Here is a 26,557-nt window from a genome sequence, read left to right as displayed (position 1 = left end):
TATTGGAAATAAACCGAATGCACGCAACCAAATTCAAGCAACTGACCATTGCTGCCGCTTTGATTACTTTGTTTTCAGCATGCACTACCGATGGCTCGCTAGGTCTTAATAGCAAAGTTGATTACCGCAGCGGCAGTGACAATCTCAGCAAAAATCCGCTGGAAGTGCCACCAGATCTGACCAGTGTGAACGCAAACTCAAGTTACAACACGCCGAATTCTGCCGTTTCTGCCCAGTCAACCCAAGTGCAACGTAAATCAGGCAATGTACTTCCTCAAGCCAGCAATGCCCGTATCGTCGTACAAGATGGCATTCGCTTCATTGAAGCTCAAATGCCCGCAGAAAAAGCCTGGGAAGATGTTAAAGACTTCTGGCTAGCCAATGGTTTTATCTTGACGACCGAAAACCCAGCAATTGGCGTTATGGAAACAGACTGGTTGCAAAATCGTGCCGACCTACCGACAGACCTGGTAACCAAATTATTCAGAAAAGTGGCGGATCAATTTGTGTCAACCGACTCGGTTGACAAGTATCGTGCACGGATCGAGCGCAGCGAAAAACCCGATACCGTTAACATTTACATCACACATCGCGGCATGGTTGAAATTGCCAAAGAAGGTTCAGCCAGCAACACCAACCAATGGCAGGGCACCACCTGGACGCCGAGCGAGCCCAAACCCGAACTTGAAGCCGAAATCATGGCACTGATGCTGCAATCTTTCGGCACAAATGCACAAGCAGCTCAGGAAGCCGTTCAACCGGCCAAAAATCTCCCCACCAGAGCTGCATTGAGCGCATCCAAACAGGAAATCGAGCTGATGGACAGCTATGATCGTGCCTGGCGTCGTGTAGGACTGGCATTTGACCGAATTGGTTACAATGTCCAGGATCGCAATCGCAGCACCGGCATTTACACCGTACAACGCGCAGCGACCGATATCGATAAAGAAAGTGAAAGTAGCTACTTTGATTCGCTCGCTTTCTGGAAAGACGACAAACAAACTCAGGCAAAATCTGCAAAACAGGCTTTTGAAATCAAGCTGACTCAACAAGACAAGAAAACCGTACTGAGTATTACCAGCAAGGAAGGTGCAGTCGACCCTGCGGTACAGAAAAAAATGCTGAATGATTTACTGGCTCAACTGAAATAATTAAACCCAAATAAATACAAGGGGTGTAGCTACGCAAATCAAGCGCAGCATACCCCTTGTTTTTATACCCATCACCCGTATTAATTTATATGGGCAATAAAAAAGCCAACCACATGAGTGATTGGCTTTTTTCATGTAGCTCGCTCAACGATTAGTTGGACGACGCTTTGTAGTTACGTTTACGCTCGTTCTCGGTCAGGAAACGCTTGCGGATACGCACTGATTTTGGCGTGATTTCTACCAGCTCATCATCAGCAATAAATTCAACCGCCGATTCCAGCGTCAGTTTTACTGGCGGCGTCAAACGAACCGCTTCATCCGTACCTGAGGCACGAACGTTAGTCAGCTGCTTGCCTTTAATCGGGTTAACCACCAGGTCGTTATCACGGCTGTGAATACCGATCACCATACCTTCGTACAGTTTGTCGCCCGGGCTGACAAACATACGACCACGGTCGTCCAGTTTCCACAGTGCATAAGCCACTGCTTCACCGTTATCCTGAGAAATCAATACACCATTATGACGACCTGGCATGTCGGCTTTCGCTGGTGCGTAGTCGTCAAATACGTGGCTCATCAAGCCAGTACCGCGAGTCAGCGTCATGAAGTCGCCTTGGAATCCGATCAGACCACGCGCAGGAACATGGTATTCCAGACGAGTACGACCTTGACCGTCAGAAACCATATTGGTCAATTCGCCGCGGCGACGACCGATTTCTTCCATCACGCCACCCTGGTGTTCGTCTTCCAGATCGATAGTCAGGTTTTCATACGGTTCGCATTTCACGCCGTTGATGTCTTTGTAAACAACGCGTGGTTTAGCCACGGCCATCTCGAAACCTTCACGACGCATGTTTTCCAGCAGAATCGTCAGGTGCAATTCGCCACGACCTGAAACGCGGAACACGTCGGTGTCGTCGGTGTCTTCAACGCGCAAAGCGACGTTCACCAGCAATTCTTTATTCAGACGGTCACGGATCTGGCGGCTAGTCACGAATTTACCTTCAGTACCTGCGAGTGGTGAGGTGTTCACCATAAAGTCCATCGTCAGCGTTGGCTCATCCACGCCCAATACTGGCAAGCCAACTGGTGCGTCTTTATCACAGATCGTTACGCCGATACCGATTTCATCGAGACCGGAAATAATAATAATGTCGCCCGCTTCAGCCTGTTCAACCGGAATGCGCTCCAGACCTTTAAAGCCCAACACCTGATTGATACGGCCAGCAGAAACCTGTTCGTCGTGGTTCATTACGACAACTTGCTGACCTGGCTTGATACGGCCGTTAATCACTTTACCTACGCCCAGACGGCCCGTGAAAGTAGAGTAATCCAGCGCAGAGATTTGCAATTGCAATGGCGCATCCGCGTCGCCCGGTGGGCTTGGCACAGCAGACACCAACAGGTCGAGCAATGGACGCATATTGTCCGATTCTTCTTCGAGATTCAGTTTGGCAAAACCGTTCAAGCCAGAAGCGTAAATCATCTGGAAGTCGAGCTGGTCGTCAGTCGCGCCCAGTTTGTCGAACAAATCAAAAACTTGATCGTGAACCCAGTCAGGACGCGCGCCCGGACGGTCGATTTTGTTGATCACGACAATCGGTTTCAGACCCAGCGCCAGCGCTTTTTTAGTTACGAAACGCGTTTGCGGCATCGGGCCTTCAACCGCGTCAACCAGCAGCAATACGCCGTCAACCATACCCAATACGCGCTCAACTTCACCACCGAAGTCCGCGTGACCCGGAGTGTCAACGATATTGATGTGCGTGCCGTTGTATTCGATGGCCGTGTTTTTCGCCAGAATGGTAATACCACGTTCTTTTTCAAGATCGTTGGAGTCCATTACGCGCTCAGCGACTTGCTGGTTGGCGCGGAAAGTACCGGCTTGTTGTAAAAGTTGGTCAACGAGGGTGGTTTTACCGTGGTCAACGTGGGCGATAATGGCGACGTTACGAAGTGCGCGGGTCATGGTCTCAGAATTGGGATTTGCGAAAGGTGCGGATTGTACCACGCCACAGCGACATTTCGCCCTAGTCGTCAAGTAAGCAAGTGTATAAAACGTAGAAATACGACGATTACGGGCCTAACAAATCAGTTATTCAAGTTTTATCAATGGGTATACCCTGCAACCCCAGTGCGGAAGCAAGCTGCAGCAACATACCCGCCGTAGCACCCCAGACGGTATGCCCCTCATAATTCAGGAAGTGCGTTTTACCCCGAACCCCGCTCCGCTCGACCCAGCGTTTTTCATAACGCTTGGCATCGAGCAAGATAGGCAGCGGCAATTCGAATACATCGGCGACTTCATTCGGATCGGGGTTTTGCGGATAAGCCGGATCGATGAGTGCCAGCACTGGCGTCACACAATAGCCGCTAATGGTGTGATATTCACCCAAGGTCGCCAGCGGTTTGATCATTGCAGCCGGAATACCGACTTCTTCATGGGTTTCGCGTAATGCAGCAGCAACCACATCGGCATCGCGCTCTTCAATCGCGCCACCAGGAAAACTCACCTGACCGGCATGTACCTTCAAGTGATCGGCTCGACGGGTCAGCAACACAGCAACAAAATCCGGACGCAATACCAGACCGATCAAAACAGCCGCCGAACGAAGCCCCACGACATGAGAGTCGGCCGCCGACGGATAATCGGCCAAAGCGAGCCGTTCAAGCAGCCAGCCTATTTGCCGTTCAGGTTCGCGGGGTAACATCATCAACCTTGGGTAGACTCAAATCGCGCCAGTGGGCAACCAACCGCAAAATCAGACCAAAAACAAACAAAACCCAAGTCCAGGCTGCCGTATCCAGACCCAGCTGGCGGAGAAAATACAACAAGATCGCGACCAGAATGGCAACCGTGCCATAAAAATCTTCGTGCAAAATAAATGGCACATCGTTCACCATCATGTCGCGCACCAAGCCGCCGCCGACTGCAGTCACAAAAGCCAGCACGCACACGCCGAATAAATTCAGATCCAGCGTCATCGCCAGCTGCGCTCCGGCAATACTGAATGCAACCAGCCCGATCGAATCGGCAACGATAAATAATTTACGCAACAAACCACGCTGACGCCGATGCAATTTGATCAGCCATGCCAGTGCCAAAGTGATGAAAATCGTCAAAAATGGTCCGGTATCGATAAAAACCCGCGGAATTTGTGTCACCAGCACATCACGTATCATCCCGCCGCCAATCGCAGTCAAAAGTGCAAGAATGACGATGCCTAATACATCAAAACGTTTTTCGGCACCGATCAGATAGCCGGAAATCGTAAACGATGCGGTGCCGATCAGATACAGTGAATTAAATTCGGGTAATTGCAAAACAACACCTTCTTTTAAAAAATATTGCTACATGAGTAGCCTGATCAGACCAGCCCAGCCTTCACACTTGTACATAACTGTTCCAGTTCGGACAGCAATTTTGCAATGCCGTCGAGCTGATTTTTTCTGGCCTTCAGTTCGATGTCTTTACAAATACTGGAAATTTTTCTAGCACCCAGTTGCGCCGCAGCACCTTTCAGTTTGTGCGAAAAACCAGCGATCTGAACTTCGTCCACCACCAAAATCGCCTCCTTCAGCCCGAGCAAGCACTCGTCTTGAGTCGGAAAGTATGACTCCAGCAGATCAGCACGCATATCAATTCCGACGGCGGTATTAATTTCAAACAGCATCGCTTCAATATCAGCCAATTCTTGCCGCAAAATATTTCCTCCATCCGACCCCATTAACTACTCCTTATTACCCGGCGATTTAATTGATATCGTCCATTTGATCATTTGCTAATACATTGTAAAACTTTCTTGTCTCAGCGTCTGAAAAATGCAGCTTGCAAGCTGAGCCAGTCAATCCAGGCGTCGCATTTCAAGACTTGGCAAACCCTGGCATTGATATGAATAAATCCGGCACATCATCCATGTCCGACGGCCGGTCACTCTGGGTTATAATCGGCGGATTATTGCTTCTCAATTTTGGCGTGTTATGGCTCACCTAGATTCCTGTAAAAGTTCTCCTCGTAAAATTCTGGTCACTTCTGCCCTGCCCTATGCCAACGGCGCGATCCACATCGGCCATCTGGTCGAATACATCCAGACCGACATCTGGGTGCGTTTCCAGAAATTGCGTGGTCACATCTGCCATTACGTCTGCGCCGACGACACGCACGGCACGCCGATCATGCTGCGCGCCGAAAAAGAAGGCATTACGCCCGAAGCACTGATTGAACGCGTTCACGGCGAGCATTCACGCGACTTCGCCGGTTTTCACGTCGGCTTTGACAATTACTACAGCACCAATAGCGAAGAAAACCGCGAGCTGGCTTGCCATATCTACCGCCAGTTGCGCAGCAACGGCAAAATCGCCAGCCGTACGATTAATCAATTGTACGATCCGGTTAAATCGATGTTTCTGCCGGATCGTTTCGTCAAAGGCGAGTGCCCGAAATGCGCGGCCAAAGACCAGTACGGTGACAATTGTGAAGTCTGTGGCGCGACCTACAGCCCGACCGAGCTGAAAAACCCATATTCGGCTGTTTCAGGCGCAACGCCGGAAATGCGTGAATCCGAGCATTACTTCTTCAAGCTGGGCGAATGCGAAGATTTTTTGAAAAACTGGACTACGGAATCAACACTTGTAAACGGTAAAGAACGATCTCGTTTGCAAGAAGAAGCCGCCAACAAAATGCAGGAATGGTTTGAGTCGGGTTTGAGCGACTGGGATATTTCGCGCGACGCGCCCTACTTTGGCTTTGAAATCCCCGACGCGCCGGGCAAATATTTCTACGTCTGGCTCGACGCGCCGGTCGGCTATATGGCCAGTCATAAAAATCTGTGCGACAAGCTGGGTCTCGATTTTGACGAATACTGGAACAAGGATTCGACGACCGAGCTGTACCACTTTATCGGTAAAGATATTTTGTATTTCCACGCGCTGTTCTGGCCAGCGATGCTTGAATACGCGGGCTACCGCACGCCGACGGCGATCAATACGCACGGCTTTTTAACCGTTGACGGCGCGAAAATGAGTAAATCACGCGGCACGTTTATTACTGCCGAATCCTACCTAAACCATCTGAACCCGGAATGGCTGCGTTATTACTTCGCGGCTAAATTGTCGAATACCTTTGAAGACATTGACCTGAACCTCGAAGACTTCACCGCACGCGTTAATTCCGATCTGATCGGTAAATACATCAATATCGCCAGCCGTGCAGCCGGTTTTGTGAGCAAACGCTTTGAAGGTAAATTGGCGGCGGACCTCTCTGGAAATGTCTCGGGTATTGAATTACTGAGCAAAATGCAAGCCGCAGCGGAAGGCATCGCTGCGCACTATGAAGCGCGTGAATACAGCCGTGCGATTCGTGAAATCATGGCGCTGACCGACGAAGTGAATCAGTTTGTCGATCAGAACAAGCCGTGGGAAATGGCCAAACAGGAAGGCCGCGACGCCGATTTACAGCGCGTGTGCTCGATCCTGATCAACGCCTTCCGCCTCCTCACCATCTACCTCAAGCCGGTATTACCTAAGTTGGCAACCGACGTTGAATCCTTCCTCAACGTGGCACCGCTGCAATGGTCTGATGCGCAAAGCCTGCTGCTCGATCATACGATCAACGCCTACAACCATTTGATGGTGCGGATCGATCCGAAAAACATCGAAGCAATGGTCGAAGAAAACAAGCAAACGCTCGCGCCGGTTGAAGCCGTAGCAGCTACGACGGTCAAAGCGGCTGCGCCAGCGTTCGAAATCGCACCCATCGCCGAGACCTGCAGCATCGACGACTTTATGAAAGTCGATTTACGCATCGCACGCATCGCCAACGCGCAACACGTTGAAGGCGCGGAAAAACTGTTACAGCTGACGCTCGACGTGGGCGACGGCACTCGCAATGTGTTTGCCGGTATTAAATCGGCGTACAAACCGGAAGATTTGATCGGCAAGCATACCGTCATGGTCGCTAACTTGGCACCGCGCAAAATGAAGTTCGGCATGTCCGAAGGCATGGTGCTGGCGGCGGGTGGCGATGGTGGCTTGTATATTCTGGAGCCACACGACGGTGCAAAACCGGGGATGCGCGTGAAATAAGCGTAGATTGGAGCGGATTGCTCAGCAAAAAAACGGCAGACTTATCCCTGCCGTTTTTTATTGCCTATATTGCCTACACGACAGGCACTTCCACTATCGACAAGGAGGCCCAGCATGGCTGCCCTGGCAAATCATTTTTTTATCTCGGGCGTTGTGCAAGGCGTGGGCTTTCGCTGGGCGACTTGTCAGCTTGCGGAAGAACTCCATTTGGCGGGCTATGTGCGCAACCGCCTTGATGGCCGCGTTGAAATCTGGGCCGAAGGCGACTCAGCCGATTTGGCCGAGCTGGCGCACTGGCTGGAAACCGGCCCCGATGGCGCGCACGTCGATACGGTGAGCAAGCAAAAAGTCGAGTTCAAGGGTTATAACGGTTTTCATGAAATGATGACAATCTAGGGTATATACCCACAAGTCAATATCAATAAAGCCCGCAGCAATATACCCGTCAATCAAAAAACGAAGTCATCCATATTAGATAATCCGCAGCATCGCCCGCCGCCGGAGCCCAGCTTGCCAACTCTTCGGGCGCCACCGGAATATACGGCCCGGCCTTGCTTTCAAAAAACACGCAAGGGCTTAAAGCGACAACCGCGTGATAAGTGCGTGCTTCGATATTGATACCAAGCACCTCGCCACCCGCTTGCAAGCGATGCGTAGCAACGACCTGGCCCGCGTCGTCAAACAATAAAACACCCAGCTCGCCGCTAAGCATCACCATGCTTTCGGCTTTATGGTCGTCCAGATGCCGATGCGGCTGCACATACGTCCCCGGCTGCAAGGCATTGGCCAGCCGATGACACGCCGATTGATCGTTTGCATGAAAATTGCGGTTCTTGCGCAGGCGCGGATTGTCGGCTGCCTCCACCAATAACTCTTCGATCAAGGTCTGATTAATCAGGCTGTATTGGCTCATTTTGAATACTCGCATCCATTATCGTCAGTGCACTTGGCCAGCATTAAACCATGCCAGGCACCAAACATCAGCAGCAGCGACAATCGCACCCGCTCGCGGGTATAATCGCGGCCTTGATTATTGCACTTAAAAAGCATTGCCATGACGCTGCCAGATCCTCGCCTCTACCCTCGTGTCAACCCGCAAAACCCGGTGATTCGCCAACTGATGTCGCTGATGACCGAGCGCGACGCTGCACAAGTGGCAGTGAAACGCCAAGGTTTGCGCCAACTGATAGCCGAATTGCTTGGCGCTCGTGACCATTACGGTTTGAATGGCGCGATTACACAAGTGCCATCGCAGGAAGCGTGGTTCGAGTTGTGGCAAACCATCCGCGATGAAGTCGAGCAATCGACCTCCGCCCAATACGCGATTCCTTTCGCAATCCCGCTGGTGATTGTTGCCGGATTTAAAGGCGAAACGACGTTGCCAAGCGAAATCGACGGCGCTGCGGCGCTGGCGATTCTGCGTGAACACGGTGTCGTCGCTGCGGATGCGGACGTATTTCTCTCTGGCGCACTGCTGGCGGCTGATTTGCTCGCCGCGATCAACCCGGCGCAAATCGCCGAATGGCGCGAAACGATTACCGAATCAGCGCGTTTCCCGATTGATTCAGCCGGTGCGCCGATTGCGATCAAGGACGAAGTCGTCGCGCTGCGTTATCTGGTTGGCGTCGCAATTCAACCTCAAGACGCTGCGCCTGCGATCAAACTGGGCGGCGCAGTAGGCGCCTGGGGCATGCCGCTGGCGCAACTGATCAGCGACACGCTCAAAACCAATGGCGTGACGCTATTTCCGATCCCACGCCCGCCAATGAGCTGGCTGGCTGCGCAAGATGCAGGCCGCGTGACACAACTCGAAACGCGCTTGCAAGTGATGACGAGCAATGCGCTGCGCAGCATCCGCACCAAAGGCCGCACGCCAGTCGTGACAGTGGCTGCGCATGAAAACGCCGAAATCCGCATTACCTTCAGCTCGCAGGAAGACGCCGAGCGCTGGGAAGGTTATGTCTGGCCGCTGGCGGCGAACGATCAGGTCGCGTATATCGAGCAATACGTCGCCGAGCTGATGCGCGAATGCCGCGTCGATTCGGTCAAAATGATTGCCAATGTGCAGCCGGTGCTCGATACCGATGGCTTGCCGTTGTTTATTACTGCGCACAATCTGGGCGCGGCAATTGAACAGACACTGCAGTGATGTTTTATACCCACACCCTCCGCCCTCTCCCTGAGAGGGTACCCCCCAAGGGTGCTTCATGCGGGACTCCTCGCAGCGCGAGAAGGTGTACTAATTAAGGGCGAGCTTACTCGGGAACTGGTTTGTTTTACCAAATATTCGCGGGCGAGCCCGCTCCTACGCATTCCTGTACGAGGTCACAATGAGTTTCTATCAACACCACGTTTTTTTCTGCCTGAATCAGCGCGAGCCTGGCGAGCGCCAGAGCTGTAATAGTTGTGGTGCCGACACGCTGTGGGCCTACGCCAAAGAGCGCGTTAAAGCGCTGGGCTTGAATGGCACGGGCAAAGTGCGGATTAATAAAGCGGGCTGTCTGGAGCGCTGCGAAGAAGGTCCGGTGATCGTGATTTACCCGGAAGAAACCTGGTACACCTACATCGACAAAGACGACATCGACGAAATCATCAACGAGCATCTCGTGCATGGTCGCGTCGTTGAGCGCCTGAAAATCTGAGGCGTGAGGCGTGAGGCGTGAGGCGAAACCAGCATACTCTGGTGATGTATTTAACTACATAACAATTTGAAAATGACTTCTACGAATATACCCCGCAAAGCAGCTACTTTTGATTTAATCGAAATCGACGGCCCGGCGGGCAAGCTCGAATGCCTGCGGCTTGATTCGGCGTGGTCGGAAACCGTCGGCATTGCGCTGATTGCGCATCCGAATCCGACCGAGGGTGGCACTTTTAATAACAAGATTGTCCATACGTTGGCGAAAACTTTGTCACGGCTCGGTTATGTCTGCCTCTGCCCGAATCTGCGCGGCGTCGGCAACTCGGAAGGCGAACACAGCCGGGGCGAGCTTGAGCCCGACGATATGGCCGCCGTGCTGTCGTATGCGCGCAGCCAGTACCCCGGCCTCAATCGGCTGACGCTGGCTGGGTTTTCTTTTGGCACGCTGGTACAAAGCCGCCTGCGCGAGCGGCTAGGTGAGCATGAAGTCGAAGGGATGATTCTGGTCGGCCCGGCAGTCAGCCGTTACGATTTCCCGACTGTTCCCAAAGGCACACTGGTGATCCACGGCGAAGAAGACGAGGTTATCAGTCTGCAGGCGGTACTCGACTGGGCGCGGCCGCAGCAATTGCCGGTGCTCGTCGTTCCCGGCGTTGGGCATTTTTTCCACGGCAGGCTCACGCAACTAGGCGAGCTGGTCGATAAAGCCTGGCGTTTCTAACGCTAGCTCAAACAAAGATGAGCAGCAACGAGGCCATTTACAGCGAATTCTGGCAACTACTCGGCTGGTTTTTGCTCATCGCCGGTTTGGTTCACGCTCTGCGCCGTGAAAACTGGCATACACTCTCGAACCCTCACCGAAATAGCTGGCTTGCAGCTTGCGTTGTCATCCTGTTGCTCTGGCAGCTGCGTGCACAAATCCAGCAGGGAATCACGTTTCATATTCTGGGCAGTGCGGCCCTTACTTTGATTGCAGGTCCCTACCGCGCAATGCTCGGCATGGCTGCCATTGTGTTACTACAGGCGATTTTCGGACATATTGCCTGGGTCGACATCGGCATTTTATGGGGACTCAAAGCGGCGATTCCGATCACGGTCTGCACTTTGCTGCTTCGCTGGGCGCAACATCGCCTTCCCCATAATTATTTCATCTATATTTTCCTAAATTGTTTCGGCGCTGCAGCACTGAGCATGTGGCTGTTCGGCTTTTTCCATTGCCTGACGTTGACCAGCTCAGCACTTTATTCCTGGGAATTTCTGTATTCTGAAATACTGCCCTATTACTTTTTGATGGGCTGGCCCGAAGGCTTTACCACGGGACTGAACCTAACTCTAATGGTCGTCTGGCAACCGCATTGGGTCGCCACGTTTGACGACCGAAAATACCTGCAAAGGCGCGATTAGCTGCTAGATTGAAAACTCATTGAGCCTCTTCTTCGCCATGCGCCGCATTCGTACTTACCTTAATTTGATTTTCGTAATTATCCTGACCAGCGCCTTGTCGCTATCAGGTGCGATTTCCTATTTTGATGCGAAAAAACGTCTTGAATCGGAATTGCTCGAATATGAAAAAAGCATGGTGCTACGCCTGCAAACAGTGGTCCCTGGAGTGCTGTGGAATTTTGACGATGCACAGCTGGCACGGATTCTGGATGCAGAAATCAGTTATGCAGGAATCAACCAGATTGAGGTCTACAGCGGCAATACTTTTCTCGATGGCCGAAAACGTCTTGAAAACGGAACGATTGCCAAAGTAAAAAACTCGGTCAGCGACCAGAATAGCCTGCGGTTTCCGCTTAATTACACGGGCGTCGACAGTCAGAAAAAATTGGGGGAAATCCATTTCTCGACGAACCCCCAGATTATTACGGCTCAATTGAATGAACAGATTACCAATAAAATCATCGAAATTATCATTCTTGATTTATTGGTTGTAATGGCTCTATCGCATACGATGCGACAAATTGTTATTCGCCCCCTGTCATTGCTGCGCGATCGGTTTCATCAAATTGCTGAGATAGAAAATGCCTATCAGGATATAGACCTGCCTCGAGATCCGTATCAGGAAATTGACGAAGTTTCGATCGGCTATAACCGGATTGCTCACCGGCTACAAGACAATGTCGCCATGATGTCGCTTGCCGAAGCCGAAATGCGTCAAGCCAAGGAAGAAGCTGAAAGTGCCCTGCAGCAATTAAAGGAAACTCAGGCTTCTTTGGTGCAATCTGAAAAAATGGCTTCGCTAGGTAGTCTGGTTGCTGGCGTTGCTCATGAAATCAATACACCAGTTGGCGTCATTTTAACCAGCGCATCGGTTTTAAGCGATGAAACCCAGTTGTTTAAGAATATGCTCGAGAGCGGCCAGATCAAAAAATCCGAAGTGCTCAATTATGGCGAAACGGCCATGCAGTCGGCCAAACTGATTCTGAACAATGCCACACGTGCTGCCGATCTGATTCAAAGTTTCAAACGCGTTGCAGTCGATCAGACTTCGGAAGTCCAGCGCGATTTTGAATTGCGCGAATACTTGCATGAAATCATGACCAGTTTGCGGCCATTAATTAAGCATGTCGCCGTTTCTATCCAAATCGATTGCCCCGACGAAATCAAGATGGACAGTTTTCCTGGTGCTGTTTCACAGATCCTGACCAATTTACTCAACAATGCCTTGCTGCATGCTTTTGAACACCCTGAACAGGAAAATGCCAAACATCCAAATACCATTGTCATTTCAGCCCATAAGGAACAAGAAATGGTGATTCTGGACTTCAGCGATAATGGCGCAGGCATTTCCTCCGCCCTGATTGATAAAATTTTCGATCCATTTTTCACAACCAAACGTGCCAACGGTGGCAGCGGGCTGGGGCTCAATATTGTTTTTAATCTTGTGACCCAAACATTGGGCGGCACGATCAAAGTCTTTTCCGAACAAGGCAAAGGCACCAGATTTGAAATGCGCATCCCGCAAACGTTGCGCAAAAGCAAGGGCATTTAAGCCCATCCCTGCATGGTCATAAAGGCTTTTCTTGGGTATGCTTGCGGCTTTTATACCGAGCGCAATCATGTCTGAAATCAATACCGCCGTTCCATCTGGCCTGTTAGCTTATTGCCGGGCGGGTTTTGAGCCTGATTGTGCCGAAGAAATTGCCGACAATATCGCATGTGATGGCACTTTCGAACGTGGCGACGGCTGGATATTATTCACGCCGGATGAAAAAAATCCGAAAGCTTTGATTAGCCTGGTCAATAAATCGCTGATTTTTCCTCGTCAGACCTTGCTCGTACATGATCACCTCACACTGGGCGGCAAAGATAGGCTCACTCCGATTGTCAATTCGCTAAAAACAATTAATTCAGCTTTCAGCGACATCTGGCTTGAATACCCGGATACCAACGATGGCAAGTCATTATCAAGTTTTTGCCGCAAATTTGGCGATTATGTCGCCAAAGCCGCCGCCGAAAACAACTGGCTGCAGCCGCAGCGTGTCCGTAATCGCCTGCATCTGTTTTTCCCGCAGCAAAATGAAGTTTTTATCTGTTCACGCCCAGCCAAAGAGACCGACTGGATTAATGGCATTCCGCGCCTGCGTATGCCGGTCGATGCACCTAGCCGCTCGACCCTTAAACTGCTCGAGGCGATTCTGGTACTGGTTGACAATCCGGAAAGCAAATTGCGCGAAGGCATGAGCGCGGTCGATCTGGGGGCTGCACCGGGCGGCTGGACCTATCAGTTGGTAAGTCGTGGACTGAAAGTGTTTGCCATTGATAACGGCCCGATGAAGGGCAGCATGGACGGCCACCATCAGGTGAAACATATTCGCGATGATGGTTTCAAATTCCGCCCTAAAAACCCGGTTGAATGGCTGGTGTGCGATATGGTCGAACAGCCGATCCGCGTTGCCGAGCTGATTGCCAAATGGGTAGCGGCCGGCAATGCGCGCCGCTCGATTTTCAATCTGAAGCTGCCAATGAAAAAGCGCTATCTGGAAGTGTGCAAATGCTTTGGCCTGATCGAGTCCAAGCTGGAAAAAGCCGGCATGCCGTGCAAAATCACCGCCAAGCACCTCTATCACGACCGTGAAGAAATTACGGTTTACTTGACGGTTGTGAAAGATTAAACAATTATTTTTCCTACTTCTATTTTTCCGGAGTTGATTATGTTCAAGGAATTTCGCGAGTTTGCCATGCGCGGCAATGTCATCGATCTGGCTGTTGGTGTCGTGATCGGCGCGGCATTTGGCAAGATTGTTGATTCGCTGGTCAAAGACATCATTATGCCGCCGCTGGGTTTTCTGATTGGCAAAGTTGATTTCACCAATATGTTTGTCACTTTGGTCGAAGGTACAAAAGTTGCCGGCCCTTACGAAACGCTCAAAGCCGCACAGGATGCTGGTGCAGTCACGCTCAATTTTGGCCTGTTTATCAACAGCATGATCAGCTTTACGATTGTTGCTTTCGCTATATTCCTGGTGGTCAAAGCGATGAATAAAATCAAGCGTGAAGAGGCGCCAGCGCCTGTCGTCGTTGAAACGCCGGAAGAAATTGCTTTGCTGCGCGAAATTCGTGATTCGTTGAAAAAGTAATCACTTTGTTCGCGTAAATAAAAAACCGCAGCTTTTCTTATATGAAGTAGCTGCGGTTTTTTTATTTGGCGGTATCTGTATTAGATACATGCCCATGTATTGCCCGCTATTAGCGTTCAACGCACAGCGCTACGCCCATACCCCCACCGATACACAAAGTTGCCAGGCCTTTTTTCGCATCGCGACGTACCATTTCATGAATCAGAGTAACCAGCACGCGGCAGCCTGACGCGCCAATCGGGTGACCTAAGGCAATCGCTCCACCGTTCACGTTGACCTTGTTCAGATCCCATTTCAATTCGCGCGCCACGCCCAAAGCTTGTGCGGCAAAAGCTTCATTGGCTTCGATCAAATCAAGATCATCGATGCTCCAACCGGCTTTGGCCAAAGCGCGTTGCGTTGCAGACACCGGCCCCATACCCATGATCGATGGATCAAGACCGGTGCTCGCCGATGCCTTGATCGAAGCCAATACCGTCAGACCCAGCTCATTGGCTTTGTCGCGGCTCATCAGCAGAACCGCAGCGGCGCCATCGTTAATACCCGATGCATTACCCGCTGTTACCGTGCCTTCTTTATCAAACGCTGCACGCAATTTAGCCAAAGACTCGGCTGTTGTTGATGGTTTGATAAATTCATCCTGATTGAAAACGACTGGATCGCCTTTCTTCTGCGGAATCACGACCGGAATGATTTCATCGTTGAAACGGCCCGCTGCTTGTGCGGCAGCGGCTTTCTGTTGTGAAGACAACGCCAAAGCATCTTGCTCTTCACGCGTAATGCTGTATTTTTTGGCAATGTTTTCTGCAGTCACGCCCATGTGATAGTTGTTGTACGCGTCAGTCAGACCGTCGTACACCATGCTGTCAACGAGACTGGCATTACCCATGCGGAAACCATCGCGGCTGCCGTTCAGGATATGCGGGCTGGCCGACATGTTTTCCTGACCACCGGCAATCACGATCTCAGCATCACCAGCCAGAATGGCTTGCGCGCCCAGGGCTACGGCTTTCAGACCAGAGCCGCACACCTGATTGATCGTCAAACCTGGCACTGCATCTGGCAGACCGGCACGGCGTACGGCCTGACGGGCTGGATTTTGGCCCAGGCCGGCAGTTAATACATTACCCAAAATGACTTCTGACACTTGTTCAGCTTTCACTCCGGTTTTTTCGAGCAAAGCGCGAATCACGGTCGCGCCCAATTCTGGCGCAGCTACTTTAGCCAGTCCCCCAGAAAAATTACCCAAGGCTGTACGGCCGGCTGCAACAATAACCACTTCAGTCATAAATAGTCCTCTCGCAACAAAAGCAAACAACATCTAGCTGTAAGCATTTGGTTCTAAAAAAAGCAAGGCGCGGCGGCCTTGCTGGATAAATTAATTAAATCATCATCAAAAAGTTTTGACCCGAGGCCACCCCATCCAACAAGGCACCGAACCGTAGGCAGTACAAATCGTACGGCAAGGCGAGGTAAGGAAGCTGGGAAGCTTTTTACTTGCCACTTAAAAATCAAACCACTTTGGCTTTCACATAACGACCAGGCGCGGGCTCGATCATTTTGTATTTGGTATTGCCTGCTTTTTTCGGCGCGGCGACTTGGCTGCCTGAATGGGGAGCCAGCCAGGCCGACCAATCCTGCCACCAGCTGCCAGGACGAGATTCGGCACTGTTAAACCAATCTTCCGGATTGAGCGCGACATTGTCATTGACCCAGTAATTGCGCTTATTGGTCGAAACCGGGTTAATCGCACCGGCAATATGACCTGAAGCCCCCAGTACAAAACGGATTGGTCCTTTAAAAATCTTCGTCGTAGCAAAAGCCGATTGCCAAGGCACGATATGATCTTCACGTGCGGCAAAAATATACGTTGGCACATTGATGGTCGTCAGATCAATCGACGTGCCACACAGGCTGAATGAATTGGGTTTGATCAGATTGTTTTCCAGATACATATTGCGCAGGAAGAAGGTGTGCATCGGCAAAGCGAGATTGGCCGAATCACTATTCCAGTACAACAGATCAAACGGTGCAGGGTTTTTGCCTTTCAGGTAATTATTAACGACATAATTCCAGATCAAATCGTTAGAGCGCAGTGCCGAGAACGTCCGAGCCAGCTCTTTACCGCCAATCACACCTTGCGCCTGCGTTTCGCGCTGACGAATAATATTCCAGTCAATGAAATGTTTGATTTCACCCGGATCGGTGTGATCGAGCATCACCGTCATCAGCGTGACTGATTCAAACCAGTCCAAGCCGCGTGCTTTCATCACCGGCATGGCAGTGGATACTAATTCGCCGCCGATGCAGAACGACAGTACATTGATTTTTTCTGCTTTGCTGATTTCACGCACCACTTCAGCAGCCTTGATCACACCGGTTTCGATGTAATCATCCCAGCGCAAATCACCTTGGTGTGGCTCGATTGATTTCCAGGAAACCAGGAAAGTCGTAAAGCCCTGACTGACGATATAACTCATCATCGAATTGGCTGGCTGCAAATCCATAATGTAGTATTTGTTCACACATGGCGGAACAACTAGCAGTGGACGGCTATACACCTGAGGGGTACTTGGCGTGTATTGAATCAGCTGGAACAAGTCATTTTCAAAAATAACTTCACCCGGTGTGACGGCCAGATTTTTACCGACTTCAAACTGACTTTCATCAGTCATCGTAATCGAGCCTTTTTGCATATCGGCCAGTAATTGCTTCATGCCTTCCTGCAGGCTTTCACCTTTGGTTTCCAGCGCCAGTTTCATGACTTCAGGATTGGTAAAAGCAAAATTACTCGGGCTCATCGCGTCGATATACTGCCGGGTAAAGAAAGACATTTTTTCGCGCGTTGCATCGTCATATTGCGGAGAATTGATCTGATCGAGCAGCCATTTCGACGTCAGTAAATAATTCTGGCGAATGTAATCAAAAATGGGCGTATCCCACTCCGGCGCATTAAAACGGCGATCCGACTTATCCGCCTCAACCACTTTCACTCCTGATTTCGCGCCTATCAGGCCAAGCCATAAATCCATCTGCTGCTGGTAGAATGCCGTCTGCGCGCCCAACAAATTAGGTTGTGATTGTTGTATTTTGTGCAACATCTCATGCATGACATTCAAATGCTGGCTGGGCTCTGCGGCAGGGAACACTTTTGCCCATTGCTCAGTCCATTGGCGATTTGTTTCAGTCAAATGATCGAAAAAAGCTTGCATAGCAGGGTGATTCAGCACGTTGGGCTCCGAAATACTAGGGTTTTCTCTGAATATGATTGTACGCAAAAATGCTGCAGTGCAATACGACAATCCTAACAAGCATTGCAAGTTCAGGCAATTTTAATGTCATTTATTAGCAAAAAATCACTACATATTGATTAGCAATGACTTTTTTCTGGTTTTTGTATTAAAATCAGCATTAACTAACATAGCAACACATCTGTTTTTTGAAGGGGTCCTCATGTCCAAGTTGTTTCGCCCACTTTGCGCTCTGATTGCCTGCGCATTTTTAGCGGCAAATCCAGCGATTGCCGCTAATAACAAGGCAGAAAAAACAACGGTATCAACAAAAAAAGCAGGTACAAAATACACCGCATCAAAGAAAACCAAAAAACAACAACTGGCCAAAAAAACCAATACCAAGCAGTTTAAGCATGCCGGCAAAAACAAAGCCGTCACGATTTCAGTACGCCGAAGCAATATCAAACAGCAAGCAATTGCCGGTGCACGCAGGGATTTGCAGATCGCCCGCGTCAATGCCAGTCCACTTAGTCTTTACAATCCGGGCGTACAATCTTCCGGTGTTGTTGTCATGAATCAGCAAACTGGCGAAGTCATGTACGAGCGCAATGCAGATAATGTCGTGCCGATTGCATCCATTACCAAACTGATGACCGCCATGGTCGTGCTCGATGCGCACCTGCCATTGAACGAATTGATTACCATCAGCAACGACGATCTGGATACACTTAAAAATACCGGCTCACGTCTATCGGTCGGCACCACACTGACCCGCGGCGAAATGCTATTACTGGCGCTGATGTCATCTGAAAACCGTGCGGCATCGGCACTCAGCCACGCCTTTCCGGGTGGCCGCGCCAACTTCATTCGCAAAATGAACGAAAAAGCGCAGCAACTTGGCATGGTTCACAGCCGCTTTTTCGACCCCACCGGTCTGACCCCGCAAAATGTTGCAACACCGCGCGAGCTGTCCCTGATGGTTAAGGCGGCGCAGCGTTATCCGGAAATCCACCAATTCTCGACGGCCAGTGAATACACTTTCACGTCAAATGTTCACGGCAACCAGATGGTTTACCGCAATACCAACCCGCTGGTAAAAAACCCAGACTGGACCATCGGCGTTTCCAAAACAGGGTACATTAACGAAGCTGGCCGTTGCATCGTGATGCAGGCAACCATTAACAGCATGCCCGTCGTCATGATTCTGATGGACTCTGCCGGCAAACAAACCCGTATTGGCGACGCAATGCGAATTCGTCGCTGGATTGAAGAAACCCGCCCCAACGGCTATCGCGCGGGCTGATTTTCAGTCTTGAATCATCAAACAAAAAGCCCGCTTTGCGGGCTTTTTCATTGGTTAAATTATTCTACGGTTTATGCTTCGGACAGGTATTCACCCCAAAAACGCTATACAAAGGGCAGGAGTGCAACAAGCCCGTCAGCAACGGTACAATCCCGATATAAGCCCAGACACCAAGCACACCCAAGGCGGCCAGAATGATTAGTGCAGCACCAATGACAATTCTGGCGACCCGATCCAAACCTCCAACATTGTTCATTTCACACCTCCTGAATTTCAAACCCAAAGCGATTTATAAAAACTGCATCAGCCAGGCTTTAAATTGCCCTGGCGACAAAGCACCAGAAACACGCTCCAGCTCGGCATTACTCTCCACTACCAGCAGTGTTGGGATACTTCGCACACGGAATTGATTGCCCAAATCGGGCTGCGCCTCGGTATCGACTTTCACAAACAACATTTTTCCGGCCATATCTTTGGCTGCGGTGGCAAAGGTAGGGCCAAATTGTTGACACGGTCCGCACCAAGGCGCCCAGAAATCAATCACAACCGGCAATTTACTGTGCTTCAAAATCAGTGGCAGCGACTCCTTGCTGGCGGCAAGCGGCGCGCCAGCCAACAAGGGCGCTTTACAGGCACCACAGTTGGGCGACTCGTTCAGGCGACTAGCTTCCAGCCGGTTCACTGCGTGGCAATGGGGGCATTCAAGCTGCATACTCATTCTTTTATCCTCACAGGGTATTCAATGGCAATTTCAGGTACTGGCGACCATCGGCTTCGGCCGGCGGCAAATGCCCTGCCCGTACATTGATCTGTATCGACGGCATAATCAAGACTGGCATTGCCAGCGTGGCATCACGTGTTTCGCGCATTTTGATAAATTCGTCTTTTGTAGTGCCTGCATTCAGATGAATATTGCGCTGTTTATGCTCACCCAGACTAGCCTCCCAAACCGCGTCTGGTCGATTTGCCGGAGGGTAATCATGACAGGCAAAAGTGCGCGTCTGATCAGGCAGGCGGTAAAGACGCTGCACCGAATCATAAAGCGCAGCTGCGCTGCCACCGGGAAAATCACACCGCGCCGTGCCGACATCGGGCATAAACAAGGTATCACCCAAAAACAGCGCATCACCAATCAGGTAGGCCACATCAGCAGGGGTATGCCCAGGAACAGCCAATACCTGCGCGCTCAAACGACCAATACCCCACTCTTCATGATCAACAAACAAATGATCAAACTGACGTCCATCGGTGTGGAAATCATTTTCCATCCCAAAAATCGGTTTAAAGATTTTTTGTACCCGATCAATACCATGACCAATTCCGATCTGTCCGCCCAATTGCTCTTTGAGCCAGGCGGCAGCCGACAAATGATCGGCATGCGCGTGCGTTTCCAGAATCCAGTCAACACTCAAACCCAACTCATGAACCCTATCGACCAGCAACTGGGCGTTGCCGGTACTGGTACGTGCGGATTTAGGGTCATAGTCGAGTACCGGATCAATGATTGCGGCATGCCCACCCGCTTGGTCATACACCAGATAAGTGATGGTAAAAGTCGCCGGATCGTAAAATCCTTCAACAATCGGTGCAACTTCATTCATTGCTGCCGAAGAATTGCTTATCACTGACATGTCACACTCCAAAACTAATTACGCTTTACATTACAATATATTTATTTATATAATATGTCAATATTAGTTGATCAGCAGAGGACAACATGTCAGATCAAGTCACAGCCAGCGCCTCGGCGATGCAAGAAGCAATGCGTATTGCAGCCGGTGAGGCCACGCAACTACTCAAAAACCTCGCCAACGAAGACCGCTTATTACTGCTATGCCAGATGGTCGAAGGTGAAAAATGCGTTTCAGATTTTGAAACGCTGCTCGATATCCGCCAGCCCACTTTATCGCAGCAGCTCGGCGTGTTGCGTAATGCAGGCCTCGTCAATACACGCCGCGAGGGCAAACGGATTTATTACTCGCTCGCCAGCGATCAGGTTCGTCAGGTGCTGTCACTGCTTTATATGCTCTATTGCCCGGTAAGCCCAGTGGATAACACCGACACCAACACTCAAAAGGAAACGGACCATGCAATTAGTTCAAATTGATTTTGCCAACTTTACCCCGCTCGCCTCCTTGCTCGGCGGCGCCCTTATCGGCCTCTCGGCAGGTTTGCTGATTCTGCTCTCCGGCCGGATTGCCGGTATCGCCGGAATTATTGGCGGACTATTTTCCGGCGGTTCATGGGCTAAAGGCGACAAAAGCTGGCGCATCCTGTTTGCGCTGGGTTTGCTGCTTGCCCCGGCACTCTGGAGCCTGTTTGCCCCTTTGCCAGCCCTGACGATGGTGACCTCGCCAGTCGGCCTGATTATTGCCGGCTTGCTGGTCGGCATCGGAACGCGTTACGCCAATGGCTGCACCAGCGGCCACGGCATTTGCGGTCTATCGCGCCTGTCATTGCGTTCACTCTCTGCCGTGATCTCGTTTATGGCTGCGGGGTTTGTGACTGTATTTATTATCAAGCACCTGCTTTAAGTGCGAAGGACATCATCATGAAAATGAATATTCTGGGTTTTATCACCGGCCTCTTGTTTGGTCTGGGTTTGTTACTCGCAGGCATGGCCAATCCGGCCAAGGTGCAGGGTTTTCTTGATCTGGCCGGGTTGTGGGATCCGAGTCTCGCCTTTGTGATGGGCGGCGGGATTGGTGTTTCGATTATCTTTTTTACCCTCGCCAAACGCACACCCAAAACGCTGCTGACGCATGAAGACATGAAACTGCCGACCAGTGTCGTTATCGACAAACGTCTGATTCTGGGCAGCGCACTATTCGGTATTGGCTGGGGCATAGGGGGTATCTGCCCAGGGCCTGCGCTGGTAGCCGTCGGTACAGGATCACTCGGGGGGGTATTGTTTGCCGCCGCGATGCTGGTGGGCATGCTGATTTTTGAACGCCTGCAGAAAAAAGCCTGACACCATGCCCACCAGCACAAGCCATTCCAGCAAACTGGCCAGCCACCTACCGACCTGGATGCAGCACTACCACCGTGACTGGCTGACTGGCGACATCACGGCCAGTCTGATCGTCGCGCTACTGCTGATCCCGCAAGGTCTGGCCTACGCGCAACTGGCTGGTTTGCCACCGATGGCCGGGCTGTATGCGAGCATCGGCCCTTTGCTGGTGTACGGTTTTTTTGGCAGCAGCATGACGCAGTCGGTCGGACCGATGGCGATCACTTCAGCGATGACGGCGGCGGCGCTGGCACCGCTGGCAGCAGCGGGTAGTACGCAATATCTAATCCTCGCCGCAACATTGACGCTGCTATCCGGCCTGATGTTGACGCTGTTTGGCGCATTCAAGCTGGGCGGCATCACGCGAATTCTGTCACTGCCGGTGATTCAGGGCTTTAGCGCCGGAACAGCCTTGCTGATCGCACTGGGGCAAACCGGCTCGCTGCTTGGCACCTCATGGCGCGGCGATACGCTGCTGACCTTGGCGATCAACTTGCCCAGCGCCTTGCATCATTTGCAACTAGCTAATGTGCTGTTCGGCCTGATCGGACTGACCTTGATGTGGCTGGCCGCGACGCCAGCGAGCCAGTTGCTCGTCAAACTGGGCATGAGCGATAAAGCTGCGCAGCTGGCGGGCAAGATTCTGCCACTGCTGGTGATGATCATTCTCGGCATCTTGCTCGCAGGATTTGATTCCGCACATCGCATCAAAACACTGGGGCAACTGCCTGCGGCGCATTTCGCGAGCTCGGAACTCAAAGGAATAGGCACGCTCGATTTATCCAGCCTGCAATCGCTTTTGCTACCGGCACTACTGATCGGGCTGGCCGGGTTTTTGCAAAGTATCACCGTCGCGCAAAGCATTGCCGCGGCGAGTCATCAAAGCATCGACGCTAACCGCGAGCTGCTCGCGCTGGGCAACTGCAATCTGGCCGCCGCGCTGGTCGGCGGTATGCCGGTCAGCGGTGGATTTTCGCGCACCGTTGTCAACACCAATGCAGGTGCGCAGACACCCCTGGCAGGTATGTTATCGGCACTCTGGATTGTATTGGCTTTGTGGCTATTACTCCCCCTGCTCGCCTTTCTGCCACAAGCCTTGCTCGCAGCAACGATTATTCTGGCCGTCAGCCGGATGATTTCAGTGGAACAACTGCGGCTGGCCTGGCAATTTGACCCGCGCGATGGCTTGGCCTGGCTGATGACTTTTTCCGGCGTTTTGTTACTTGGCCCGATGCTAGGCATTGCGCTGGGCGTCGGCATTGCCATCGCACTCTACCTGTGGCGCAGCCAGCAGCCACATGTTGCCGTCATCGGGCGGGTCCCAAACACCGAGCACTATCGCAATGTATTGCGGCATCGGGTCGACACCACGCTAGGCATACTGGCAGTGCGGGTCGACGAAAATCTGTATTTTGCCAATATCGCCAACGTGCTGGTGCAGATCAATGCTCAGCTGGCCAATTATCCCGAGTCGCGGCAATTGTTATTGGTTCTGTCTGCGGTCAATAGCATTGATTACAGCGCGGTTAACGCGCTCAAAGACTGGAAAAAAACCCTGTCCGAGCAAGGTATTACGCTACATCTGGCCGAAGTCAAAGGCCCGGTGCTCGACACGCTGCGCCACGGCGACTTGCTCGATCAGCTAGCGCACGCGCCGTTTATTTCGACGTACGCCGCAATGCAAACGCTCTGTCCGCCGGAGCTGGATTACTCCATCTAGGTATAGACACGCAGAACAATTAAAAATTGACCTACATGCATATACCCATGATTATGTTTTAAACACAATCAGGTGATCCATTTCCAGCTCGATACCGATGTCCTCACCAATCGCATGATTGTGATGACTCGGCACCAGCGAGAGCAAAGTCTGGCCAGACGGCAAACCCAGCGTATACATGAATTCGGCACCACGAAATGCTTTAGAGAGCACTTTGGCTTTGAGCGGACTGGCGTCGTTATGCTGCACATCGTCGGGACGGATCAGCACTTCCATATCACAACCGACGCAGCAGGCCACGTCGGTCGTACGGCAAAGCTGCCCCAGCTCGAATTCGATGCATTGCGGCGAAGTCAGTCGTGCCGGTAGCAAAACGCCTTCACCGATAAAATTAGCAACAAAGCGGTCAACGGGTTCGTGGTACAGATCGTAAGGACTTCCCCACTGGCGGATATGCCCTTCGGACATCACGCCGATCTGGTCCGCGACTGCAAAAGCCTCGTGCTGATCGTGCGTCACTAAAATCGCCGTCGTTCCGGTCGCTTTCAGAATCGCGCGAACTTCCTGCCCCAGCCGTTCACGCAGCTCGACATCCAGATTCGAGAACGGCTCGTCGAGTAACAACAAGCGTGGCTGCGGTGCCAAGGCCCGTGCCAGCGCGACGCGCTGTTGCTGGCCGCCGGATAATTCATGAATGTAACGAGCCCCCAGATCAGCAAGACCAACCAGCGCCAGCATTTTCGCCACTCTGGCCTCGGCTTCGGACTTGGACAATGACTTCAAGCCGAAAGCCACATTACCAGCAACAGTCAGATGTGGAAACAGCGCGTAATCCTGAAAAACCATGCCGATGCCACGCAATTGCGGCGCAAGCTGCTGGCTGGTGCTTGAAACAATTTGCCCATCAAGACTGATCGTTCCTGCACGCAGATTTTCAAAACCGGCAATCGCCCGCAGCACAGTCGTCTTGCCGCAACCCGAAGCACCGAGCAGGCAGCCGATATCGCCCGGCTGCAATTGAAACGACAAGCCTTCGACGATATTGCGCCGGGCAAAACCGACGCTGATCTGATTAACACTTAAAATGTTGTCTGCCATGTTTAGCAACCTAAAATTCATATTCCATCGTGTTTCGCAGCCATTTCTAGTGGCGATGCTCGGACTTGATGACCAACAAGGCCACCGGAATCAAACCCGTCAGCACAATCATCAAACTCGGCAAAGCAGCGTTGGCCCACATGCCTTCCGACGTCATTTCAAACACCCGCACTGCTAAAGTATCCCAGCCAAACGGTCGCGTCATCAGCGTAATCGGCATTTCCTTCATCACATCGACAAAACACATCAACACCGCAGTGAGCACACCGCCGCGCAATAGCGGCAGATGCAAACGCCACAACAATTGCCGCTGACTTGTACCCAGCGAGCGTGCTGCATCTTCCTGGTTGCGACTGATACGCTGCATGGCGCTCTCCATCGGCTGAAAAGCCACGGCCATAAACCGTGCAGCCAAAGCCAGCAGCATCACCGCGACCGAGCCTTTTAAAATCTGGAATGTGGCAAAACCCAGGCTGTTAGCAATCGGTATCAGCAAATTATCGAGCCAGGCTATCGGCAGGAAAACACCGACTGCCAGCACCGAACCAGGAACGGCATAACCCAGCGTCGCCAGCCGCACCACCCAGCGAGTTCCGGTACTCGTAAAACGGCGCTGGATAAAGACCAGCAAGAGCGCAAGCAAGGCGACAATCAAGGCAGCAAACAGAGAAATCAGCATTGAGCGTAAGGTAAAGCCGATATAACGCTGATCAAAATCTTCAGCCCAGATCGTGCTCGCCCAGATCAGCAACTGGATCAGCGGAACAATAAAAGCAACGAGCAAGACGCCGGAACACAGCGCGATAGCCAGATAGCGATGCCAGCCATGCAAGCAAATACGCTCGGCTGCGACAATCCGCCCATGATATTTTCTCGCACCGCGTGCCCAGTGCTCCAAACCAACCAGAACAAAAACAAATAACACCAGCAAGGACGCCAGTTGCGAAGCGGCGGGCAAGTTAAACAACGCAAACCACGATTTATAAATCGCCGTTGTAAACGTATCAAAATTGAAAATCGACACGGTACCGAAATCGGCCAGTGTTTCCATCAGTGCCAGCGTCAGGCCGCCAATCAGCCACGGTCTGGCCATCGGCAAAGCGACCAGCCAGAAACCCTGACGGTGCGAAAGCCCAAGCATTTGCGCCGCTTCCAGCGCACGCTTGCCTTGCGTTAAAAACGCATTGCGCGCCAGCAGATAGACATAGGGATAAAACGCCAGCGACAGTACCATAATCACGCCACCAGTCGAGCGAATACGCGGAAACCAGCTTGAATCTCCGCTGAGTTCGCGAATCAGCGTTTGCATTGGCCCGGTAAAATCGAGCAAGCCTACCTGAACAAAAGCCAGCACATACGCCGGCATCGCCAGCGGCAGCATCAGCGCCCAGCTAAAAAAGCGCCGCCCCGGAAATTCGCACACAGCAGTCAGCCACGCCAGCGGCACGCCAAGCACCAACACGCCAACGCCAACGCCAAGCAGCAAAAGCAGCGTATTTTTGATGACATCGGGCAGCACATACTCGGCCAGATGCGCCCACACCTCGGGTTGCGGATGCAAAAACGAGGCCAGAACCACCAGCAAGGGAATAATGGTCAGCAAGGCAATCGGCGCGGCATACCACATTCCGCGCAGCGATGAGAGGCGCATAGAGATCCTAATCAAAACAACTGACTGGCAATCGAGCCAATCAGGAAAGAAATCCGGAAAGACAATGGGCAGCGCCTGATGGC

Annotated in this window: 27 protein-coding genes; 15 read left to right on the top strand and 12 right to left on the bottom strand. The window is 51.7% G+C overall.

The features are described from left to right. Nucleotides 1–17: 17 nt before the first annotated feature. Nucleotides 18–1,151, top strand: coding sequence for an outer membrane protein assembly factor BamC (bamC, locus tag ACG2XO_RS12285; RefSeq protein ID WP_410498279.1), 1,134 nt, complete (start codon nucleotides 18–20; stop codon nucleotides 1,149–1,151). A gap of 151 nt (nucleotides 1,152–1,302) precedes the next feature. Here the strand turns inward: bamC and typA are convergent, their stop codons facing one another. The 4 genes from typA to ACG2XO_RS12265 form a co-directional block, all read right to left on the bottom strand. After that, on the bottom strand, nucleotides 1,303–3,120 hold the full coding sequence (gene typA / locus ACG2XO_RS12280; RefSeq protein WP_410498278.1) for a translational GTPase TypA: 1,818 nt from the start codon (nucleotides 3,118–3,120) through the stop codon (nucleotides 1,303–1,305). Nucleotides 3,121–3,250: 130 nt separating this feature from the next. After that, nucleotides 3,251–3,865, bottom strand: a complete 615-nt coding sequence (locus ACG2XO_RS12275; protein WP_410498277.1) for a CoA pyrophosphatase — start codon at nucleotides 3,863–3,865, stop codon at nucleotides 3,251–3,253. Further along, the gene (locus ACG2XO_RS12270; RefSeq protein ID WP_410498276.1) at nucleotides 3,843–4,475 is read right to left on the bottom strand and encodes a trimeric intracellular cation channel family protein; all 633 of its coding nucleotides are present in this window, start codon (nucleotides 4,473–4,475) and stop codon (nucleotides 3,843–3,845) included. The genes ACG2XO_RS12275 and ACG2XO_RS12270 overlap by 23 nt, the downstream gene beginning before the upstream one ends. A gap of 44 nt (nucleotides 4,476–4,519) precedes the next feature. Continuing rightward, complete coding sequence (locus ACG2XO_RS12265) at nucleotides 4,520–4,879, bottom strand: Hpt domain-containing protein (RefSeq protein ID WP_410498275.1); 360 nt, start codon at nucleotides 4,877–4,879, stop codon at nucleotides 4,520–4,522. 253 nt (nucleotides 4,880–5,132) lie between these two features. Here ACG2XO_RS12265 and metG point away from each other — a divergent pair, with 253 nt between their 5' ends. Further along, nucleotides 5,133–7,235 carry a methionine--tRNA ligase gene (metG, locus tag ACG2XO_RS12260; protein WP_410498274.1) on the top strand — a complete coding sequence of 701 codons (2,103 nt, stop codon included), beginning with the start codon at nucleotides 5,133–5,135 and terminating at the stop codon, nucleotides 7,233–7,235. Between the two features lie 114 nt (nucleotides 7,236–7,349). Continuing rightward, nucleotides 7,350–7,631 (top strand): acylphosphatase, encoded by a 282-nt coding sequence (locus ACG2XO_RS12255; RefSeq protein ID WP_410498273.1) that lies wholly within the window; start codon nucleotides 7,350–7,352, stop codon nucleotides 7,629–7,631. A 49-nt stretch (nucleotides 7,632–7,680) separates the two neighbouring features. Here ACG2XO_RS12255 and ACG2XO_RS12250 read toward each other — a convergent pair whose 3' ends face one another. Next, nucleotides 7,681–8,148, bottom strand: a complete 468-nt coding sequence (locus tag ACG2XO_RS12250; protein ID WP_410498272.1) for a WbuC family cupin fold metalloprotein — start codon at nucleotides 8,146–8,148, stop codon at nucleotides 7,681–7,683. Between the two features lie 141 nt (nucleotides 8,149–8,289). On the opposite strand from ACG2XO_RS12250, the gene ACG2XO_RS12245 reads away from it, so the two are divergent. The 7 genes from ACG2XO_RS12245 to mscL all read left to right on the top strand — a co-directional run bounded on the left by ACG2XO_RS12245 (nucleotide 8,290) and on the right by mscL (nucleotide 14,459). After that, on the top strand, nucleotides 8,290–9,384 hold the full coding sequence (locus tag ACG2XO_RS12245) for a hypothetical protein (protein WP_410498271.1): 1,095 nt from the start codon (nucleotides 8,290–8,292) through the stop codon (nucleotides 9,382–9,384). 181 nt (nucleotides 9,385–9,565) lie between these two features. Next, a complete protein-coding gene (locus ACG2XO_RS12240) occupies nucleotides 9,566–9,877 on the top strand; it encodes a (2Fe-2S) ferredoxin domain-containing protein (protein ID WP_348944700.1) in 312 nt (103 codons plus the stop codon). A 72-nt stretch (nucleotides 9,878–9,949) separates the two neighbouring features. Beyond that, the gene (locus ACG2XO_RS12235; protein WP_410498270.1) at nucleotides 9,950–10,597 is read left to right on the top strand and encodes an alpha/beta hydrolase; all 648 of its coding nucleotides are present in this window, start codon (nucleotides 9,950–9,952) and stop codon (nucleotides 10,595–10,597) included. A 17-nt stretch (nucleotides 10,598–10,614) separates the two neighbouring features. After that, nucleotides 10,615–11,280, top strand: coding sequence for an energy-coupling factor ABC transporter permease (locus ACG2XO_RS12230; protein ID WP_410498269.1), 666 nt, complete (start codon nucleotides 10,615–10,617; stop codon nucleotides 11,278–11,280). A 19-nt stretch (nucleotides 11,281–11,299) separates the two neighbouring features. Continuing rightward, the gene (locus ACG2XO_RS12225; RefSeq protein WP_410498268.1) at nucleotides 11,300–12,871 is read left to right on the top strand and encodes an ATP-binding protein; all 1,572 of its coding nucleotides are present in this window, start codon (nucleotides 11,300–11,302) and stop codon (nucleotides 12,869–12,871) included. Nucleotides 12,872–12,938: 67 nt separating this feature from the next. Further along, nucleotides 12,939–13,994: a 23S rRNA (cytidine(2498)-2'-O)-methyltransferase RlmM gene (gene rlmM / locus ACG2XO_RS12220; protein WP_410498267.1), complete on the top strand. Its 1,056-nt coding sequence runs from the start codon at nucleotides 12,939–12,941 to the stop codon at nucleotides 13,992–13,994. A gap of 39 nt (nucleotides 13,995–14,033) precedes the next feature. Next, the gene (gene mscL, locus ACG2XO_RS12215) at nucleotides 14,034–14,459 is read left to right on the top strand and encodes a large conductance mechanosensitive channel protein MscL (protein ID WP_410498266.1); all 426 of its coding nucleotides are present in this window, start codon (nucleotides 14,034–14,036) and stop codon (nucleotides 14,457–14,459) included. 109 nt (nucleotides 14,460–14,568) lie between these two features. On the opposite strand, the gene ACG2XO_RS12210 is transcribed toward mscL, so the two are convergent. Together ACG2XO_RS12210 and ACG2XO_RS12205 are read right to left on the bottom strand one after the other, a co-directional pair. Beyond that, complete coding sequence (locus ACG2XO_RS12210) at nucleotides 14,569–15,747, bottom strand: acetyl-CoA C-acetyltransferase (protein WP_410498265.1); 1,179 nt, start codon at nucleotides 15,745–15,747, stop codon at nucleotides 14,569–14,571. 223 nt (nucleotides 15,748–15,970) lie between these two features. After that, nucleotides 15,971–17,671 carry a PHA/PHB synthase family protein gene (locus tag ACG2XO_RS12205; protein ID WP_410498264.1) on the bottom strand — a complete coding sequence of 567 codons (1,701 nt, stop codon included), beginning with the start codon at nucleotides 17,669–17,671 and terminating at the stop codon, nucleotides 15,971–15,973. Nucleotides 17,672–17,912: 241 nt separating this feature from the next. Here ACG2XO_RS12205 and pbpG point away from each other — a divergent pair, with 241 nt between their 5' ends. Next, complete coding sequence (gene pbpG / locus ACG2XO_RS12200; protein ID WP_410498263.1) at nucleotides 17,913–18,995, top strand: D-alanyl-D-alanine endopeptidase; 1,083 nt, start codon at nucleotides 17,913–17,915, stop codon at nucleotides 18,993–18,995. Between the two features lie 64 nt (nucleotides 18,996–19,059). Here the strand turns inward: pbpG and ACG2XO_RS12195 are convergent, their stop codons facing one another. Genes ACG2XO_RS12195 through ACG2XO_RS12185 form a run of 3 tightly spaced genes read right to left on the bottom strand, consistent with a single transcriptional unit; the run spans nucleotide 19,060 to nucleotide 20,626 of the window. Next, entirely contained in the window at nucleotides 19,060–19,251 is a 192-nt protein-coding gene (locus ACG2XO_RS12195; protein ID WP_410498262.1) for a DUF2892 domain-containing protein, read from the bottom strand. A gap of 33 nt (nucleotides 19,252–19,284) precedes the next feature. Then, nucleotides 19,285–19,713 (bottom strand): thioredoxin TrxC, encoded by a 429-nt coding sequence (trxC, locus tag ACG2XO_RS12190; protein WP_410498261.1) that lies wholly within the window; start codon nucleotides 19,711–19,713, stop codon nucleotides 19,285–19,287. A gap of 10 nt (nucleotides 19,714–19,723) precedes the next feature. Further along, on the bottom strand, nucleotides 19,724–20,626 hold the full coding sequence (locus ACG2XO_RS12185) for an MBL fold metallo-hydrolase (protein ID WP_410498260.1): 903 nt from the start codon (nucleotides 20,624–20,626) through the stop codon (nucleotides 19,724–19,726). Nucleotides 20,627–20,712: 86 nt separating this feature from the next. Here ACG2XO_RS12185 and ACG2XO_RS12180 point away from each other — a divergent pair, with 86 nt between their 5' ends. From ACG2XO_RS12180 to ACG2XO_RS12165, 4 genes are read left to right on the top strand one after another with little or no spacing between them, the layout of a single operon-like run. Continuing rightward, on the top strand, nucleotides 20,713–21,102 hold the full coding sequence (locus tag ACG2XO_RS12180; protein WP_410498259.1) for an ArsR/SmtB family transcription factor: 390 nt from the start codon (nucleotides 20,713–20,715) through the stop codon (nucleotides 21,100–21,102). Beyond that, nucleotides 21,083–21,529: a YeeE/YedE family protein gene (locus tag ACG2XO_RS12175; protein ID WP_410498258.1), complete on the top strand. Its 447-nt coding sequence runs from the start codon at nucleotides 21,083–21,085 to the stop codon at nucleotides 21,527–21,529. The genes ACG2XO_RS12180 and ACG2XO_RS12175 overlap by 20 nt, the downstream gene beginning before the upstream one ends. Nucleotides 21,530–21,546: 17 nt before the next feature. Beyond that, complete coding sequence (locus tag ACG2XO_RS12170) at nucleotides 21,547–21,966, top strand: DUF6691 family protein (protein ID WP_410498257.1); 420 nt, start codon at nucleotides 21,547–21,549, stop codon at nucleotides 21,964–21,966. 4 nt (nucleotides 21,967–21,970) lie between these two features. Further along, on the top strand, nucleotides 21,971–23,725 hold the full coding sequence (locus tag ACG2XO_RS12165; protein WP_410498256.1) for a SulP family inorganic anion transporter: 1,755 nt from the start codon (nucleotides 21,971–21,973) through the stop codon (nucleotides 23,723–23,725). A 51-nt stretch (nucleotides 23,726–23,776) separates the two neighbouring features. Here ACG2XO_RS12165 and ACG2XO_RS12160 read toward each other — a convergent pair whose 3' ends face one another. Continuing rightward, entirely contained in the window at nucleotides 23,777–24,823 is a 1,047-nt protein-coding gene (locus ACG2XO_RS12160) for an ABC transporter ATP-binding protein (protein ID WP_410498255.1), read from the bottom strand. A 46-nt stretch (nucleotides 24,824–24,869) separates the two neighbouring features. Next, a complete protein-coding gene (locus tag ACG2XO_RS12155; RefSeq protein ID WP_410498254.1) occupies nucleotides 24,870–26,474 on the bottom strand; it encodes an ABC transporter permease in 1,605 nt (534 codons plus the stop codon). Nucleotides 26,475–26,557: the final 83 nt, after the last annotated feature.

The organism is Chitinibacter sp. S2-10 (genome assembly GCF_046530675.1).
In the GTDB taxonomy this organism is placed as follows: domain Bacteria; phylum Pseudomonadota; class Gammaproteobacteria; order Burkholderiales; family Chitinibacteraceae; genus Chitinibacter.
Note: the sequence above shows the minus strand (reverse complement) of the source record. Positions and strands in the feature narration are given on the sequence as shown.